This window comes from Streptomyces sp. NPDC111507, assembly GCF_055638955.1.
Genome location: NZ_JBVKBU010000021.1, coordinates 124,641 through 139,286 on the forward strand (window position 1 = coordinate 124,641; position 14,646 = coordinate 139,286).

Annotated in this window: 14 protein-coding genes; 2 read left to right on the plus strand and 12 right to left on the minus strand. The window is 70.9% G+C overall.

Going from position 1 to position 14,646, the window contains the following annotated elements:
• Positions 1-49: 49 nt before the first annotated feature.
• The 3 genes from ACZ7M2_RS46310 to ACZ7M2_RS46320 form a co-directional block, all read right to left on the minus strand.
• Entirely contained in the window at positions 50-526 is a 477-nt protein-coding gene (locus ACZ7M2_RS46310) for a F0F1 ATP synthase subunit B family protein (protein ID WP_471600393.1), read from the minus strand.
• Positions 527-661: 135 nt separating this feature from the next.
• On the minus strand, positions 662-1,141 hold the full coding sequence (locus tag ACZ7M2_RS46315) for a macro domain-containing protein (RefSeq protein WP_471600394.1): 480 nt from the start codon (positions 1,139-1,141) through the stop codon (positions 662-664).
• A gap of 43 nt (positions 1,142-1,184) precedes the next feature.
• The gene (locus ACZ7M2_RS46320; RefSeq protein WP_471600395.1) at positions 1,185-2,651 is read right to left on the minus strand and encodes an amino acid permease; all 1,467 of its coding nucleotides are present in this window, start codon (positions 2,649-2,651) and stop codon (positions 1,185-1,187) included.
• Between the two features lie 265 nt (positions 2,652-2,916).
• On the opposite strand from ACZ7M2_RS46320, the gene ACZ7M2_RS46325 reads away from it, so the two are divergent.
• Positions 2,917-3,651 carry a MerR family transcriptional regulator gene (locus tag ACZ7M2_RS46325; RefSeq protein WP_471600396.1) on the plus strand — a complete coding sequence of 245 codons (735 nt, stop codon included), beginning with the start codon at positions 2,917-2,919 and terminating at the stop codon, positions 3,649-3,651.
• A gap of 52 nt (positions 3,652-3,703) precedes the next feature.
• Here ACZ7M2_RS46325 and ACZ7M2_RS46330 read toward each other — a convergent pair whose 3' ends face one another.
• Genes ACZ7M2_RS46330 through ACZ7M2_RS46350 form a run of 5 tightly spaced genes read right to left on the minus strand, consistent with a single transcriptional unit; the run spans position 3,704 to position 10,518 of the window.
• A complete protein-coding gene (locus ACZ7M2_RS46330) occupies positions 3,704-5,878 on the minus strand; it encodes a 3-hydroxyacyl-CoA dehydrogenase NAD-binding domain-containing protein (RefSeq protein WP_471600397.1) in 2,175 nt (724 codons plus the stop codon).
• Between the two features lie 58 nt (positions 5,879-5,936).
• Complete coding sequence (locus ACZ7M2_RS46335; protein WP_352047719.1) at positions 5,937-7,151, minus strand: acetyl-CoA C-acetyltransferase; 1,215 nt, start codon at positions 7,149-7,151, stop codon at positions 5,937-5,939.
• A 30-nt stretch (positions 7,152-7,181) separates the two neighbouring features.
• Entirely contained in the window at positions 7,182-8,324 is a 1,143-nt protein-coding gene (locus ACZ7M2_RS46340) for an acyl-CoA dehydrogenase family protein (protein WP_471600398.1), read from the minus strand.
• The gene (locus ACZ7M2_RS46345) at positions 8,321-9,352 is read right to left on the minus strand and encodes an LLM class F420-dependent oxidoreductase (RefSeq protein ID WP_352047717.1); all 1,032 of its coding nucleotides are present in this window, start codon (positions 9,350-9,352) and stop codon (positions 8,321-8,323) included. The genes ACZ7M2_RS46340 and ACZ7M2_RS46345 overlap by 4 nt, the downstream gene beginning before the upstream one ends.
• On the minus strand, positions 9,352-10,518 hold the full coding sequence (locus tag ACZ7M2_RS46350; RefSeq protein ID WP_471600399.1) for a CaiB/BaiF CoA transferase family protein: 1,167 nt from the start codon (positions 10,516-10,518) through the stop codon (positions 9,352-9,354). Before ACZ7M2_RS46350 ends, ACZ7M2_RS46345 begins: the two co-directional genes overlap by 1 nt.
• Positions 10,519-10,814: 296 nt before the next feature.
• On the opposite strand from ACZ7M2_RS46350, the gene ACZ7M2_RS46355 reads away from it, so the two are divergent.
• Complete coding sequence (locus ACZ7M2_RS46355; RefSeq protein WP_471600400.1) at positions 10,815-11,987, plus strand: saccharopine dehydrogenase family protein; 1,173 nt, start codon at positions 10,815-10,817, stop codon at positions 11,985-11,987.
• 19 nt (positions 11,988-12,006) lie between these two features.
• On the opposite strand, the gene mmpA is transcribed toward ACZ7M2_RS46355, so the two are convergent.
• The 4 genes from mmpA to ACZ7M2_RS46375 form a co-directional block, all read right to left on the minus strand.
• Positions 12,007-12,153, minus strand: a complete 147-nt coding sequence (gene mmpA / locus ACZ7M2_RS46360) for a morphogenic membrane protein MmpA (protein WP_162489330.1) — start codon at positions 12,151-12,153, stop codon at positions 12,007-12,009.
• Positions 12,154-12,228: 75 nt separating this feature from the next.
• Positions 12,229-12,963, minus strand: coding sequence for an endonuclease V (locus ACZ7M2_RS46365; RefSeq protein WP_471600401.1), 735 nt, complete (start codon positions 12,961-12,963; stop codon positions 12,229-12,231).
• A 48-nt stretch (positions 12,964-13,011) separates the two neighbouring features.
• Entirely contained in the window at positions 13,012-13,338 is a 327-nt protein-coding gene (locus ACZ7M2_RS46370) for a plasmid stabilization protein (RefSeq protein WP_067361390.1), read from the minus strand.
• 85 nt (positions 13,339-13,423) lie between these two features.
• A complete protein-coding gene (locus ACZ7M2_RS46375) occupies positions 13,424-14,512 on the minus strand; it encodes a WD40/YVTN/BNR-like repeat-containing protein (protein ID WP_471600402.1) in 1,089 nt (362 codons plus the stop codon).
• Positions 14,513-14,646 lie beyond the last annotated feature (134 nt).

Here is a 14,646-nt window from a genome sequence, read left to right on the forward strand (position 1 = left end):
CCCTTCCGTCTCTCAGGGCGGGCGCGTGGGGGCCGTTCGCGAACGGGCGTCAGTTGGCCTGCTCCACCGGGGCCGTGATCCGCTCGCCCACGATGCGGCTCGCCAGCTCCGAGGCCAACTCCGATACGGACATCCGGAGTTCGGCGTCGGCCGCCGCGCACTCGGACTCGATGCGGGCGCGGCCGTCGGCCACCACGGCGTCACGTTCGCGCTGCCCGTCCGCGCGGGCCTCGGCGATCAGGGCGGAGCCCTGTTCGAGGGCCTGCTGGCGGATGCGGGCGGCTTCGTGGCGGGCCTCGGCCAACAGGGCCTCGGTCCCGAGACGTTCACTCTCGGCGCGGGCGCGCACGGCTTCGGCGCGCTCCTTGGCGCCGTTGATCGCGTCGTCCCGCAGTTCGAGCGCCCGGTTCATCCGAGGGAGCACGCGGGCGACGAACAGGTAGATGAAGGCGAACAGCGCCAGGGCGTAGCCCAGGTCCTGAACCTTCGGGTTGAGTGGACCTATCGGGTAGGGGATGAGTTCCATGGCCGTGACTTACCCGCTCATGCGTGCGAACCAACGCGCATCTGCGCCAGAGTTGACCGAAAACAGCCCCTCTGAACGACCCCGGTGGGCCCACCATCGGCGCGAGAAGCCGCGCGCCCATCCCGCGGGCCCCGCTCATTCCCCGTAGTCGTACACCGTCACCGCCACCCCCCGCTCCACCAGCCGTCGCATGATCAGCGGCTCCACCCGGGACCAGTCGCCGCCGGCCAGACCGCAGCCGATGCGGGGCATGTGGACGGACGCGTCGAGTTCGGCGGCCTTGATCGCCACGTGGGCGAGGCCCGTGTCGATCGCCTCGTAGCGGACGGGGACCCCCTTGCTGCCCGTCCGAGTGCCCCGCTGACCTATCAGGTTCGCCACCCACACATACTTCTCGACCTGGACGAACCGGGTCGCGCCCAGCCCGAAGTCGTTGTGCGCCCGGTCCCGGTGCCACGCCCGGTACGCCGCCTCCGGCTCGGGCCAGCGGCGGGACAGGGCCAGGACGAACCCCTTCCCCCAGCCCCCGATGTCATTGCAGACATGAGCGATCAGCTTGACGCCCTTGACCGACGGAGCGGTGGCGTCACCCCGGACATATGTGATCTCCGACATGACGCCAGCGTAGGCACCACCACTGACAGCGGCGTGCGATCTGCTACTTCGTCAGCTCGCTCAGTTCCTGGTCCGTGGCCTTCGAGACCCGGTGGCGGATCGCGAACCAGCCGCCGACCAGCAGTGCCGCGATCACCGGGATGAGGAGCAGGGTCTTGCGGCCGACCTCGGGGTCGTTGCCCATCAGGCCGAGCACGGCCAGCAGGAAGGCGATGGTGACGATCTCGGTCACAGGGCTGCCGGGGAGCCGGAAGGACGGGCGGGTGACCAGGCCGTCCTTGGCACGGCGGACGAACACCAGGTGACAGACCATGATGATCACCCAGGTGCTGATGATGCCCAGGGACGCCACGTTCAGGACGATCTCGAAGGCCTGGCTGGGCATGAGGTAGTTCAGGCCGACGCCGAGCACGCACACCGCGCAGGTGAGCAGGATGCCGCCGTACGGGACCTGGTTGCGGTTCATCTTCGCGGTGAACCGGGGCGCGGAGCCCGCCGTCGCCATGGAGCGCAGGATGCGGCCGGTGGAGTACAGGCCGGAGTTCAGGGACGACATGGCCGCGGTGAGGACGACCAGGTTCATGACGTCACCGGCACCCTGAACGCCGATCTTCGACAGGACGGTGACGAAGGGGCTCTCGTCGGCCGAGTAGACCGAACCGGGCAGCAGCAGCGCGAGCAGCACGACCGAGCCGACGTAGAACAGGCCCACGCGCCACATGATCGAGTTCACCGCGCGCGGGACGACCTTCTCCGGCTCGGCGGTCTCGCCCGCGGCGACGCCGACCAGCTCCAGGGCCGCGTACGCGAAGACCACGCCCTGCATCACCAGGACGACCGGCATGATCCCGTGCGGGAGCAGACCGCCGTGGTCCGTGATGACGCTCAGGCCGGGCTTCTGGCCGCCCACGTCGTGGTGCGTGGCCAGCAGGAAGATGCCGACCAGCATGAAGGAGACGAGGGTGGCGACCTTGACGATCGCGAACCAGAACTCCATCTCGCCGAAGATCTTCACCGAGATCAGGTTGACGGCCAGGACCACCGCGAGGGCGATCAGCGCCAGCACCCACTGGGGGATGTCGGTGAAGAAGCTCCAGTAGTGCGTGTAGAGCGCGATCGCGGTGATGTCGGCGATGCCGGTCGTCGACCAGTTGAGGAAGTACATCCACCCGGCGACGTACGCGCCCTTCTCACCGAGGAATTCACGCGCGTACGACACGAAGGACCCGGAGGACGGCCGGTAGAGGACCAGCTCGCCGAGCGCCCGCACGACGAAGAAGGCGAAGACTCCGCAGACGAGGTAGGCGATCGCCAGCGCGGGTCCCGCGTTGTGGAGGCGGCCGCCGGCGCCGAGGAAGAGTCCGGTGCCGATCGCGCCGCCGATGGCGATCATGTTGACGTGGCGGGCCTTGAGGTCCTTGCTGTAACCGGCGTCGCCCGCGTCCGCGGGCGTGCGGGCCGCGTCGGTGCGGGATGCGGCCTTGGCCGTGTCTACGGCGTCCTTGCTCACGCGTGGATCTACTCTCTGGTGCGCCCACGCACCGAGTACGCGGGTTTCCGGATGTGCCTCGGCCCGCACCACCCCTGACGCGGCGCAGACCAAGGAGCCACCTTCCCCGAGGGATCCCCCTGATGCGATGGCACAGCTCACACCGCGGAACATCTCACATGGTGATCAAAGGGGCAGAACTCGTCGACAGCGCTTTCACAGAACTGGTGAGACAGCAATACTGTTGCACCTGATCGCTGCACCATCGAAGAGGCGAGGACCTGCCATGACGACGGACACCGAGGAGCCGACGCTCACGGTCGACGAGCTGGCGGCACGCGCGGGCGTCACGGTCCGTACGGTCCGTTTCTACAGTTCCAAGGGGCTGCTCCCGCCGCCCGTGATCGGACCCCGCCGGGTGGGGCACTACAGCCAGGAGCATCTGGCCCGGCTCGCGCTCATCGAGGAGCTGCAGCGCCAGGGCATGACGCTGGCCGCGATCGAGCGCCATCTTCAGCAGCTGCCGGCCGACCTGAGCGCCCAGGATCTCGCCCTTCACCGTGCCGTGGTCGCCTCCTGGGCGCCGGACGCGGCGGAGGACGTGACACGCGAGGAACTGGAACGACGGGCCGGCCGCCCGCTGGGCGAGGAGGCCCTGGAGCGGCTGGTCGCGATGAACGTCATCGAGCGGGCCGAGGGCACATCCGACAGCCCGGACAGCTCGGACTCCCCCGGCTCCTTCCGCGTGGACCCGGCGCTGCTGGCGCTCGGCATCCAGCTCCTCGACGTACCGCTCGCGCACGAGTCGATCCTCGCCGCGCGCGGCGTCCTGCTGGAGCACTCCCGCGCGGCGGCACGCGAGCTGTCCGCGTTGCTGCGCGAGGCGGTGGGCGAGCACGAGTCGGTGGCCGCGGTGAAGTCCCTGTCCGCCCACATGCAGCCGCTGGTGGTGCAGGCGCTGCTGACCACGTTCCAGCGCTCCCTGAAGGCGGAGCTGCGGGAGTGGCTCAAGGAGTCCTGAGCCACTGAGGACTCCTTGAGCCACACCCGCGCGCCTCCCGCTCGGCGATACGTCAGCTGTCGCTGAACCTCTCGCCCTTCTCCGCCTTCTCGACGAGCAGCGCGGGCGGCGTGAACCGGTCCCCGTAGCGCTCGGCGAGTTCACGCGCGCGTGCCACGAATCCGGCCGGACCTCCGTCGTAGCCGTTGATGTACTGGAGCACGCCGCCGGTCCAGCCCGGGAAGCCGATCCCGAAGATGGATCCGATGTTGGCGTCGGCGACGGACGTCAGCACGCCCTCCTCCAGGAGCCGGACGGTGTCCAGCGCCTCGGAGAAGAGCATGCGCTCCTGCATGTCCTTGAACGGGATCTCGTGGCCGGGCTTGGTGTAGTGCTCGCGCAGGCCGGGCCAGAGCTTGCCGCGCTTGCCGTCCGCGCCGTACTCGTAGAAGCCCGCGCCGCCGCTGCGCCCGGTGCGGCCGAACTCGTCGACCATGCGGTCGATGACCGCCTCCGCCGGGTGCGTCTGCCAGGTGCCGCCCGCCTCCTCGACGGCCTGCCTGGACTCCTTGCGGATCTTGCGCGGCAGGGTGAGCGTCAGCTCGTCCATCAGGGAGAGGACCTTGGCCGGGTAGCCCGCCTGGGCCGCCGCCTGCTCGACGGAGGCGGGCTCGATGCCCTCGCCGACCATCGCGACGCCCTCGTTGATGAAGTGGCCGATGACGCGGGAGGTGAAGAAGCCGCGCGAGTCGTTGACGACGATCGGGGTCTTCTTGATCTGCCGTACGAGGTCGAAGGCGCGCGCCAGCGCCTCGTCGCCGCTTCGATCGCCCTTGATGATCTCGACGAGCGGCATCTTGTCCACGGGCGAGAAGAAGTGCAGCCCGATGAAGTCCTCCTGCCGCTCCACGCCCTCGGCGAGCACGGTGATCGGCAGGGTCGAGGTGTTGGAGCACAGCAGCGCGTCGGGCTCGACGACGTTCTGGATCTCCTGGAACACCTTGTGCTTGAGGGCCGTGTCCTCGAAGACGGCCTCGATCACGGCGTCGCAGCCGGCCAGGTCGTTCGGGTCGGCGGTGGGCGTGATGCGGGCGAGCAGCTCGTCGGCCTTCGCCTGGGTCGTACGGCCCCGGGAGACAGCCTTCGCGCAGAGCTTCTCGGAGTAGGCCTTGCCCTTGGCCGCCGCCTCCGCCGACACGTCCTTCAGGACGACGTCGATGCCCGCGCGGGCGCACGAGTAGGCGATGCCGGCGCCCATCATCCCGGCGCCGAGGACGGCGACCCTGCGGACCTGGCGCGGCTCGATGCCCTGGGGGCGGTTGGCGCCGGAGTTGACCGCCTGGAGGTCGAAGAAGAACGCCTGGATCATGTTCTTCGAGGTCTGCCCGGTGACCAGCTCGGTGAAGTAGCGGGCCTCGATGACCAGCGCGGTCTCGAAGTCGACCTGGGAGCCCTCGACGGCGGCCGCCATGATGTTGCGCGGGGCCGGGTAGGGGGCGCCGCCCAGCTGCTTCCTCAGGTTGGCCGGGAAGGCGGGCAGGTTGGCCGCGAACTTCGGGTTCGACGGCGTGCCGCCCGGGATCTTGTAGCCGGGCTTGTCCCAGGGCTGGTGCGACTCGGGGTTGGCGTCGATGAAGGCGCGCGCCTTGGCGAGCATCTCCTCTGAGGAGGCCGCCACTTCGTGGACGAGCCCGTTCTCCAGGGCCCGCTGCGGGGAGTACTGGGTGCCCTGGAGGAGCACCTTCAGCAGGGCGTCGGTGATGCCCATGAGCCGGACGGTGCGGGTGACGCCGCCGCCGGCGGGCAGCAGGCCGAGGGTGACCTCGGGCAGGCCGATCTTGGAGCCGGGGGCGTCCAGGGCGACACGGTGGTGGGAGGCGAGGGCGATCTCGTAGCCGCCGCCGAGGGCCGCGCCGTTGATGGCGGCGACGACCGGCTTGCCCAGGGTCTCGATGCGGCGCAGGGAGGACTTGATGGCCGTGCCGGTGTCGAAGGCCTCCTGGGCGTTCTCCGGGCCTGCCTTGATCATGTCCTTGAGGTCGCCGCCCGCGAAGAAGGTCTTCTTGGCGGAGGTGTAGATGATGCCCCGGATGGAGTCCTTCTCGGCCTCGGCGCGTTCGGCGATCGCCGCGATCGAGTCCTTGAAGGCCTGGTTCATGGTGTTGGCGGACTGGTTGGGGTCGTCGAGGACGAGGGTGACGACACCGGTCTCGTCCTGTTCCCAGCGGATGGTGGTGCTCTCGGTCATGAGGAGGGTCTCCGTAGAAGCCGTTTAAGCCGTGGAAGTCTGGGGGTCCCGCCGGGGGTTACAGTCGCTCGACGATGGTCGCGATGCCCATGCCGCCGCCCACGCACAGCGTGGCCAGGCCGTAGCGCTTGTCCTGGCGCTCCAGTTCGTCGACGAGGCTGCCGAGGATCATCGCGCCGGTGGCACCGAGCGGGTGACCGAGCGCGATCGCGCCGCCGTTGACGTTGACCTTGTCGAGGGACAGGCCCATGTCCTTCACGAAGCGCAGGACGACCGCGGCGAAGGCCTCGTTGATCTCCACGAGGTCGATGTCGTCGATGGTCAGCCCGGCCTTGGCGAGCGCCTTGCGGGTCGCGGGCGCGGGGCCGGTGAGCATGATCGTGGGCTCGGAGCCGGAGACGGCCGCGGCGACGATCCGGGCGCGCGGGGTGAGGCCGTGGCGCTCGCCGACCTCCTTGGAGCCGATGGCGACCAGGGAGGCGCCGTCGACGATGCCGGAGGAGTTGCCCGCGTGGTGGACGTGGTCGATCTCCTCGACCCAGTGGTACTTCTGCAGCGCCACGGCGTCGAAGCCGCCCAGCTCGCCGATGTCCGCGAACGAGGGCTTCAGCTTGCCGAGCGAGTCGGCGGTGGTGCCGGGGCGCATGTGCTCGTCGTGGTCGAGGACGACGAGCCCGCTGCGGTCCTTCACGGGGACGACGGACCGGTCGAAGCGGCCGTCCTTCCAGGCGGCCGCCGCGCGCTCCTGGGAGAGGGCCGCGTACTCGTCGACGTCCCGCCGTGAGAAGCCCTCGATGGTGGCGATGAGGTCGGCGCCGATGCCCTGGGGCGCGAAGTTGGTGGCGATGTTGGTCATCGGGTCGGCGAACCAGGCGCCGCCGTCCGAGGCCATGGGCACGCGGGACATCGACTCGACACCGCCCGCGAGCACCAGGTCCTCCCATCCGGAGCGGACCTTCATCGCGGCCAGGTTGACGGCTTCCAGGCCCGAGGCGCAGAAGCGGTTCTCCTGGACGCCGGCGACCGTGTCGGGCAGTCCGGCGGCGATCGCGGCGATCCGCGCGATGTCGGAGCCCTGGTCGCCGACCGGGCCCACCACACCGAGCACGATGTCGTCGATCGCGGCCGGGTCCAGGTCCGGCAAGCGGCGCTGGATCTCGTGGATGAGGCCGACGACCAGGTCGATGGGCTTGGTGCCGTGCAGGGCGCCGTTCGCCTTGCCGCGCCCGCGCGGGGTGCGGATCGCGTCGTACACGTACGCTTCGGTGCTCACTGATAAGCCTTTCGGGGAGGGTGCGGAGGATCAGCCGAGCAGGGAGCGGCCGATGATCTCCTTCATGATCTCTGTGGTCCCGCCGTAGATGGTCTGGATGCGGCCGTCGGTGAAGGCCCTGGCGACGCGGTACTCCGTCATGTAGCCGTAGCCGCCGTGCAGCTGGAGGCAGCGGTCCGCGACGCGCTTTTGCAGTTCGGTGGCCCACCACTTGGCCATCGAGGCGTCCACGGCGTCGAGTTCGCCGTTCGTGTGGTCGACGATGCAGCGGTCGAGGAACGTACGGGTCACGGCGCACTCGGTCGCCATCTCGGCTATCTCGAAGCGGATGTGCTGGAGCTTGGCCAGCGGCCGTCCGAAGACCTCGCGCTCCTTGACGTACTGGGTGGTGATCTCCAGCAGGTGCTCGGCCGCCGCGATCCCGGCGACGGCGATGCCCATGCGTTCCTGCGCGAGGTTCGTCATGAGGTGCACGAAGGCGCCGTTGAGCTCCCCGAGCAGGTTCTCCTTGGGGACGCGTACGTCGTGGAAGAACAGCTCGGCCGTGTCCTGCGCCTTCTGCCCGATCTTGTCGAGATTGCGGCCACGTTCGAAGCCTGCCATGCCGCGCTCGACGACGAGCAGAGACAGACCGTGGGCGCCGCCCTCCGGGGTCGTCTTCGCGACTACGATTACCAGGTCGGCGAGGATCCCGTTCGAGATGAAGGTCTTGGAGCCGTTGAGCAGCCAGTGGTCGCCCCGGTCCTCGGCGTGCGTCCTGATGCCCTGGAGGTCGGATCCGGCGCCGGGCTCGGTCATCGCGATCGCCGTGATGAGCGAACCGTCGCAGAACCCGGGCAGCCAGCGCCGCTTCTGCTCCTCGGTGGCCAGGTCCGTCAGATACGGCCCGATGATGTCGTTGTGCAGCCCGAGGGCGAGACCGGCGGCCCCCGCGCGCGTGAACTCCTCGGCGAGCACGGCGCTGTAGCGGAAGTCGGCGTTGCCGCCGCCTCCGTACGCCTCCGGTACGGCGAGGCCGAGCAGCCCCTGTTTCCCGGCGGCGCGCCAGGCCTCGCGCGAGACGATGCCGTCCTTCTCCCACTGTTCGTAGTACGGCGTCACCTCCTTGGCGAGGAAGGTGCGCACGGTCTCCCGGAACGCGTCGTGCTCGGCGCCGAAAATCTGCCGCTTCATGCGCGGATACCCTCCTGGAGCCAGCTCTTGACGGTCTCGACCAGCCGGGCCGGCTCCGGCCCCACGGGAGTGATGTTGAGCATGTCGACCCCGGCTTCCCGGAAGGCCTCGACACGCTCGCGCACATAGCTCTCCGGCCCGCACAGCGAGATCAGCTCGCAGAACTCGGCCGGTACGGCGGCCTCGGCCTCCTTCTTCCGGCCGGAGAGGTACAGCTCCTGGATGAGCCGGGCTTCCTTCTCGTAGCCGTAGGCCACGGCGAGGTCGTTGTAGAAGTTCTTGCCGGGGGCGCCCATGCCGCCTACGTAGAGGGCGATCTTGGGTCGCGCGAGCTCCCGTACGGCGGCCGCGTCCTCGCCGATGGCGAGCAGGCCGCCCGCGACGGTCCGCAGCGGGCCGAGCGCCGGGTCCCGCAGCGCGGCGCCCTCCGCGAGGGGGCCGCCCCACACCTGGTGGGCCTTCTCCGGGATGAAGAGGGTGGGCAGCCAGCCGTCGGCGAGTTCGGCGGTCATCCGGACGTTGGCGGGGCCCAGGGAGGCCACGTACAGCGGGATGTCGGGGCGCACCGGCTTGGTGAGGAGCTTCAGGGGCTTGCCCAGGCCGCCGGGGCGGGGCATGTCGGTGATGCCGTGGTGGTCGATGACCTCGCGGCGCAGGATGCGGCGGGTCAGTTCGATGGCCTCGCGGGTGCGGCCCAGGGGTTTGTCGTACGCCTTCCCGTGCCAGCCCTCGACGACCTGCGGGCCCGAGGCACCGAGCCCCAGCATGGCGCGGCCGCCCGAGATCGCGTCGAGTCCGGCGGCGGTCTGCGCGAGGAGCGCCGGGGTGCGCGAGTAGACATTGAGGATCCCGGAGCCGATCTTCATACGCTCGGTGCGGGCGGCCAGATAGCCCATGATCGTGGGCGCGTCGAAGCCGTAGGCCTCCGCGACCCAGACGGCGTCCAGACCCGCGGACTCCAGGGCGGCGACCTCGTCGGCGGCCTGCCGGGGGTCGCCCGCGTAGTCGAGCGGGAGGGAGAGCTCCATCAGTCGCCGTCCTTCATCGAGTCGTCCTTCATGAGGTCGTGCCGCGTCAGCCGTGGTACGTCCCAGTCGCGGGCCACGTCCACGGTGTCGGCCCCCGGCAGCGCGGGACCGGTGCGGACGGCGGTGCGGGTCAGGGAGAAGCGGGGCGCGGGGGCGGGCTGGGTGATGCCGCCGTGGTCGGTGAAGGTGCCGCGGGCGGCGAGGTGGGGGTGGGCCGGGGCCTCCCGCAGCGACAGGACGGGGGCCACGCAGGCGTCGGAGCCCTCGAAGACCGCGGTCCACTCGTCCCTGGTGCGGGTCTTGAAGCGGGCGGCGACCGCCTCGCGCAGCTCGCCCCAGCGTGTCAGGTCCTTTCGGGCATCGGCGTACTCCTCGATGCCGAGCAGTTCCACGAACTCGGCGTAGAACTGCTGCTCCAGGGCGCCCACCGCCATGTACTTCCCGTCGGCCGTCTCGTACGTTCCGTAGTACGGACAGCCGCCGTCCAGGAGGTTGGCGCCGCGCGTGTCCTGCCAGCCGCCCGCGGCGAGCATGCCGTGGATCATCGAGGCGAGGTGCGCGGCGCCGTCGACGATCGCCGTGTCCACGACCTGCCCGGCGCCGGTGGCGCGCGCGTGGTGGAGCGCGGCGAGGACGCCGACGACGAGGTAGAGCGAGCCGCCCGCGTAGTCGCCCACGAGGTTCGCGGGGACCGCGGGCGGCTCGTCCGGCCTGCCGATCATGCCGAGGGTGCCGGTGAGCGCGATGTACGCGATGTCGTGTCCGGCACGCGGGGCGAGCGGGCCCTGCTGGCCCCACCCGGTCATCCGGCCGTAGACGAGCCGAGGGTTGCGGGCGTGACAGGTCTCGGGGCCGACGCCGAGGCGCTCGGCGACGCCGGGGCGGTAGCCCTCGACGAGGATGTCCGCGCGCTCGACCAGATCGAGGACGCGGGCGGGGCCGTCCTCGGCCTTCAGATCGATCACGACCGACCGCTTGTTGCGGTTGGTGATGTCGTACTCCGGGTTGACGGCGAGCCCCGTGCCGCCGGGCCGGTCCACGCGGACGACGTCCGCGCCGAGATCGGCGAGGAGCATGGCGGCGAACGGGCCGGGGCCGATGCCCGCCAGCTCCACCACACGCACTCCGGCCAGCGGGCCGTACGCCGGCGTCCCTGCCACTGCCATCGAGCCCCCAGCACTGTGACACCACTGATGTGACATCAGAGATGTTAAGAACGTGTTCCACGCCGGGCAAGCCCCCAGCGAGCAAGCGCTTAGTTAAATCCAGGGTGGCAGATCATGCCGAAAGGTCACAAAACAGGGCACGTCAGCGACGTATGCCGCCGCACGGCCGGCGCGCGTTCCCCTGCACAGCCACGGCCACCTCCGACCTCTATGCCGACCTCATCGTTCGGCTGCTCGTACCTCACGCTAGCCTCAGCCACCGACAACGGCGCTTCGCGCACGACAGATGGGGTGTCATGAGCAGGCTGAACGGGACGGATCGCACGTACGACATCGTGCTCTTCGGAGCCACCGGGTTCGTCGGAGCCCTCACCGCGGAGTACCTCGCCGCGCACGCGCCCGAGGGGCTGCGCTGGGCGATCGCGGGCCGCGACGAGGAAAAGCTGGCACGGCTGCGGGAGCGGCTGTCCGGCGCCCCCGACGTGCTCTTGGCGGATGTCGCCGATCCGGCGTCGCTGCGCGCACTCGCCCGCGGCGCGCGCGTGGTGGCGACGACCGTCGGGCCGTACATCCTGCACGGCGAGGAGCTGGTCGCCGCCTGCGCCGACGCGGGCACCGACTATCTGGACCTCACCGGCGAGCCGGAGTTCGTGGACCTGATGTACGTCCGGCACGACGCACGCGCGCGGGAGACCGGGGCCCGCCTGGTGCACGCCTGCGGCTTCGACTCGATTCCGCACGACCTGGGCGCCTACTTCACGGTGCGGCAACTGCCCGAGGACGTGCCGCTGCGGGTCGACGGTTTCGTCCGCGCCCAGGCGATGTTCTCGGGCGGCACGTTCGCCTCCGCGCTCACCCAGTTCGCGCGCGGGCGGCACATCCTGGCCGCGGCGCGGGATCGCGGGCGGCACGAACCACGGCTGGTCGGACGGCGGGCACACGCGCCGCTGAGCACTCCGCGGTTCGCCAAGGAGGTCGGGGCATGGGCGCTGCCGCTGCCCACCATCGACGCCCAGATCGTGCAGCGTTCGGCGCGGGCGCTGGAGCGCTACGGGCCCGACTTCCGCTACCGCCACTACGCGGCCGTCGAACGGCTGCCGGTCGCGCTGGGCGGGGTCACGGCCGTCGGCGCGGTGTTCGCGGCGGCCCAGGTGCCGCCCGCGCGACGCTGGCTGTCCGACCGGATCAAGCCGGGCGAGGGCCCCAGTGCCTCGCGGCGGGCGAAGAGCTGGTTCTCGGTGCGATTCGTGGGCGAGGGCGGCGGGCGCCGCGTGTTCACGGAGGTCGCGGGTGGCGACCCCGGCTACGGCGAGACCGCCAAGATGTTCGCGGAGTCCGCGCTGTCGCTCGCCTTCGACGACCTGCCGGAAACGGCCGGACAGGTCACGACGGCGGTGGCGATGGGCGACGCGCTCATCGAACGGCTGCGCGCGGCGGGGATCACCTTCCGGGTGGCCGCGTCCCGGTAGGACCGTCCGGAACGTCCCTCTAGAGCGGCCAGCCCAGCACCGTGTAGATCATCCCGCCGATCCAGCCGACCCCGGCGAGGACGGAGAGGACCAGCGCGGCCATCACGGTGCGCTCGACGGGCTGGGTGGCTCCGGTGGCGGGCTTCGGGGAACGGTGCGTCGTCATGCGCAACAGCCTGCCGATCATGACGGCGCTCGCACATCCGTACAGGTACTCAGAACACGTACTCAGGGCACCTGCTCAGTCAACGGGTGAGGCTCCTGAGGGAGTTGCCTCCTTCAGGGCCCGTCGGCACAGGGAGTCCGCGCTTCGGGTGGTCTCAGGGAGGCGGTATTCCGGGGTGAGCGCGAGGGTGTGCGCGCAGGCGTTGTCAAGGCTCACCCGGTGGCCGACCGAGACGAAGACCGGCTTGACGCCGTCCTGGGTGCGCAGGGCGCGACCGACCTCCTCCGGGCCCGTCGGTTCGCCCGCGAGCAGCGGGGAGGCGCTGCCGCGCCGGGCGCCGGGCTCCTCGTAGGAGAAGGTGAACGGGTTCTTGGCCACCCCGATCGTGGGGAGCCCGGTGAGGACGCCGAGGTGGCTGGCGAGGCCGAAGCGGCGGGGGTGGGCGAGCCCGTAGCCGTCGCAGACCACGAGACCCGGCGGGCACGGCAGCGCGTCGAGCACGGCCAGCACGGTCGGGATCTCGCGGAAGGCGAGCAGCCCGGGGACGTAGGGGAAGGAGACCTGTCCGACGGCGGTGGCCTCGGCGACGACGGCGAGGGTCGCCGCGTCGAGCACGACGGCCGCGGCCACGACGACGTCCCGCTCGTCGTCGTACGCCACGTCCACGCCCGTCACTCTGCCGGTGCCGGGCGGCGGCCCGGGCTCGTCGAGCACCACGCGCCCCCGCAGTTCGTCCTGCACGGCGCGGGCCTGCTCCTCGGTCGCGGGCCAACCCGCGGGAATCGGTACGGTGTTCAACGAGGTGTTCATGGTGCCGCCGAGCCTAGGCCCACAGCGTCGGAAGAGGCCTTGGGGTGGTCACTTGTCGCCCAGCGCGCGCCTCAGCTCCTCCTTGTTCATGTCCGACCGGCCGTGGATGTCACGGCGCTTGGCCTCCTCGTACAGCTGGTCGTACGTGGGTCCCTGGGCGCCCTGGTGGGAGCGCAGGCCGCCGCGCCTGCCGGAGGAGATGTCCTCGGTGGACGTGCGGCTCGCGGTCTTCGACTCGCCGGCCCGGGCGCGCTCCTTGTTGACGGTGCGCGCGGCGATCTCCTCGGCGCGCTCCCTGCTCTCTCCCCGGTCGAGAGCACTCTCCTTGATGTGCTCGTACTGGCGTTCCCGCTTGGGGCTGGAACCACGGGGCATGGCGGCTCACTTCCTTCCGTGTCGCCGATCGCTCGCTTGCGCGTCGGCGACACGGGTACCCCGCTCGCCTCGGGGCACGCGACGGTCAGCGTTCCAGACGTGCCACCCGGCCTTTCTCGCCGGACGCCCAGCAGCCCAGGTCGGGGGTGCAGTCCACGGTGTCGTACGAGCCGGTGTCCAGGGTGCGCCAGCTGCGGCCGCCGTCGGTCGTGAGGTCGGTGCCGGTCGGGCCGACCGCGAGCGCGGAGGTGCGGCTGTGCGGGAGCCAGGCGACACCGGAGCGGTAGGCCGGCGGCGGCTGGGCGGCGGGGGTCCAGGTGCGCCCGCCGTCGGGGGTGAGTGCGGCCGCCTGGGGCGAGGGCTGGTCGGCGCGGTAGTCGCCGCCGACCGCGAGGCCGTGGGCGCGGTCCTGGAAGGCGAGGGCGAAGACGCCACGCGCCGGGTCGCCCGCCGGGATCGGCGTCTCGGCCGCCTTCCAGGTCAGACCGCGGTCGGTGGAATGCAGCACACGCGCGTGTGCGCCCCCGCCGGTGGCCAGCCAGGCATCGTGCGATCCCGCGCTCACGAGGCACTGTCCACTGGCGGCGAAGCCCGCCTCGCCGTCCTGCGCGGCGGGCATGCCGTCGCTGGGCAGCACCTTCCAGGACCGTCCGCCGTCGCTGGTGGACAGGATGCGGAACCTGCCGTCCACGGGGTCGCTCATCGCGAGGCCGTGGCGCCGGTCGAAGAAGGTCAGGCAGTCGTAGAAGGCCTTCGCGTCGGTGTTGCGGAAGGACTCGGTCCAGGTCGCGCCGCCGTCGTCGGTCCTGAAGACCCGGGAGGCCTCGCCCTCACCGATGGCGAGGACCACCGCGCGCCGCGCGTCGAACGCCTCGATGTCGCGGAACTCCAGGTCGGCGGCGCCCGGCGGCGAGACGTTCCGCCAGCTCGCACCGCCGTCGGTGGTGCGCAGGACGGTGCCCTTGGCGCCGGCCACCCAGGCGGTGTCCCGGCTGACGGCCGACAGTCCGCGGAAACGAACCTCGCTGCCGCTGTCCTTGAGCGCCCAGTGGGCCGCCTTCCCCGCCTCGTGTGCCTGCGCGGGCGCCGCCGTCAGCGCGGCGGCGAACGCCGCCGCGCACAGTCCCACGGTGACCGCCCGACTCGTACGTCTCGACTTCCCCAAGCCCCTCATGGCGGGCGAAGCTAGCCCACTCCCCGGGCGCCGTCCAGATGCCCTCGGTGGGAACCCGGGGGCCCCGGTTGGTGTCCTCTCCGGTATCGCGGGCATGTCGGAACGAGAAATGGATCACTACGTGTCACCGAGGT

What these genes read in the sequence shown, in the direction of transcription:
- ACZ7M2_RS46310 (WP_471600393.1), bottom strand. Translation starts at nt 526, where the DNA reads ATGGAACTCATCCCCTACCCGATAGGTCCACTCAACCCGAAGGTTCAG.
- ACZ7M2_RS46315 (WP_471600394.1), bottom strand. Translation starts at nt 1,141, where the DNA reads ATGTCGGAGATCACATATGTCCGGGGTGACGCCACCGCTCCGTCGGTC.
- ACZ7M2_RS46330 (WP_471600397.1), bottom strand. Translation starts at nt 5,878, where the DNA reads ATGACCGAGAGCACCACCATCCGCTGGGAACAGGACGAGACCGGTGTC.
- ACZ7M2_RS46340 (WP_471600398.1), bottom strand. Translation starts at nt 8,324, where the DNA reads ATGAAGCGGCAGATTTTCGGCGCCGAGCACGACGCGTTCCGGGAGACC.
- ACZ7M2_RS46350 (WP_471600399.1), bottom strand. Translation starts at nt 10,518, where the DNA reads ATGGCAGTGGCAGGGACGCCGGCGTACGGCCCGCTGGCCGGAGTGCGT.
- mmpA (WP_162489330.1), bottom strand. Translation starts at nt 12,153, where the DNA reads ATGACGACGCACCGTTCCCCGAAGCCCGCCACCGGAGCCACCCAGCCC.
- ACZ7M2_RS46325 (WP_471600396.1), top strand. Translation starts at nt 2,917, where the DNA reads ATGACGACGGACACCGAGGAGCCGACGCTCACGGTCGACGAGCTGGCG.
- ACZ7M2_RS46375 (WP_471600402.1), bottom strand. Translation starts at nt 14,512, where the DNA reads ATGAGGGGCTTGGGGAAGTCGAGACGTACGAGTCGGGCGGTCACCGTG.
- ACZ7M2_RS46345 (WP_352047717.1), bottom strand. Translation starts at nt 9,352, where the DNA reads ATGGAGCTCTCCCTCCCGCTCGACTACGCGGGCGACCCCCGGCAGGCC.
- ACZ7M2_RS46365 (WP_471600401.1), bottom strand. Translation starts at nt 12,963, where the DNA reads ATGAACACCTCGTTGAACACCGTACCGATTCCCGCGGGTTGGCCCGCG.
- ACZ7M2_RS46355 (WP_471600400.1), top strand. Translation starts at nt 10,815, where the DNA reads ATGAGCAGGCTGAACGGGACGGATCGCACGTACGACATCGTGCTCTTC.
- ACZ7M2_RS46370 (WP_067361390.1), bottom strand. Translation starts at nt 13,338, where the DNA reads ATGCCCCGTGGTTCCAGCCCCAAGCGGGAACGCCAGTACGAGCACATC.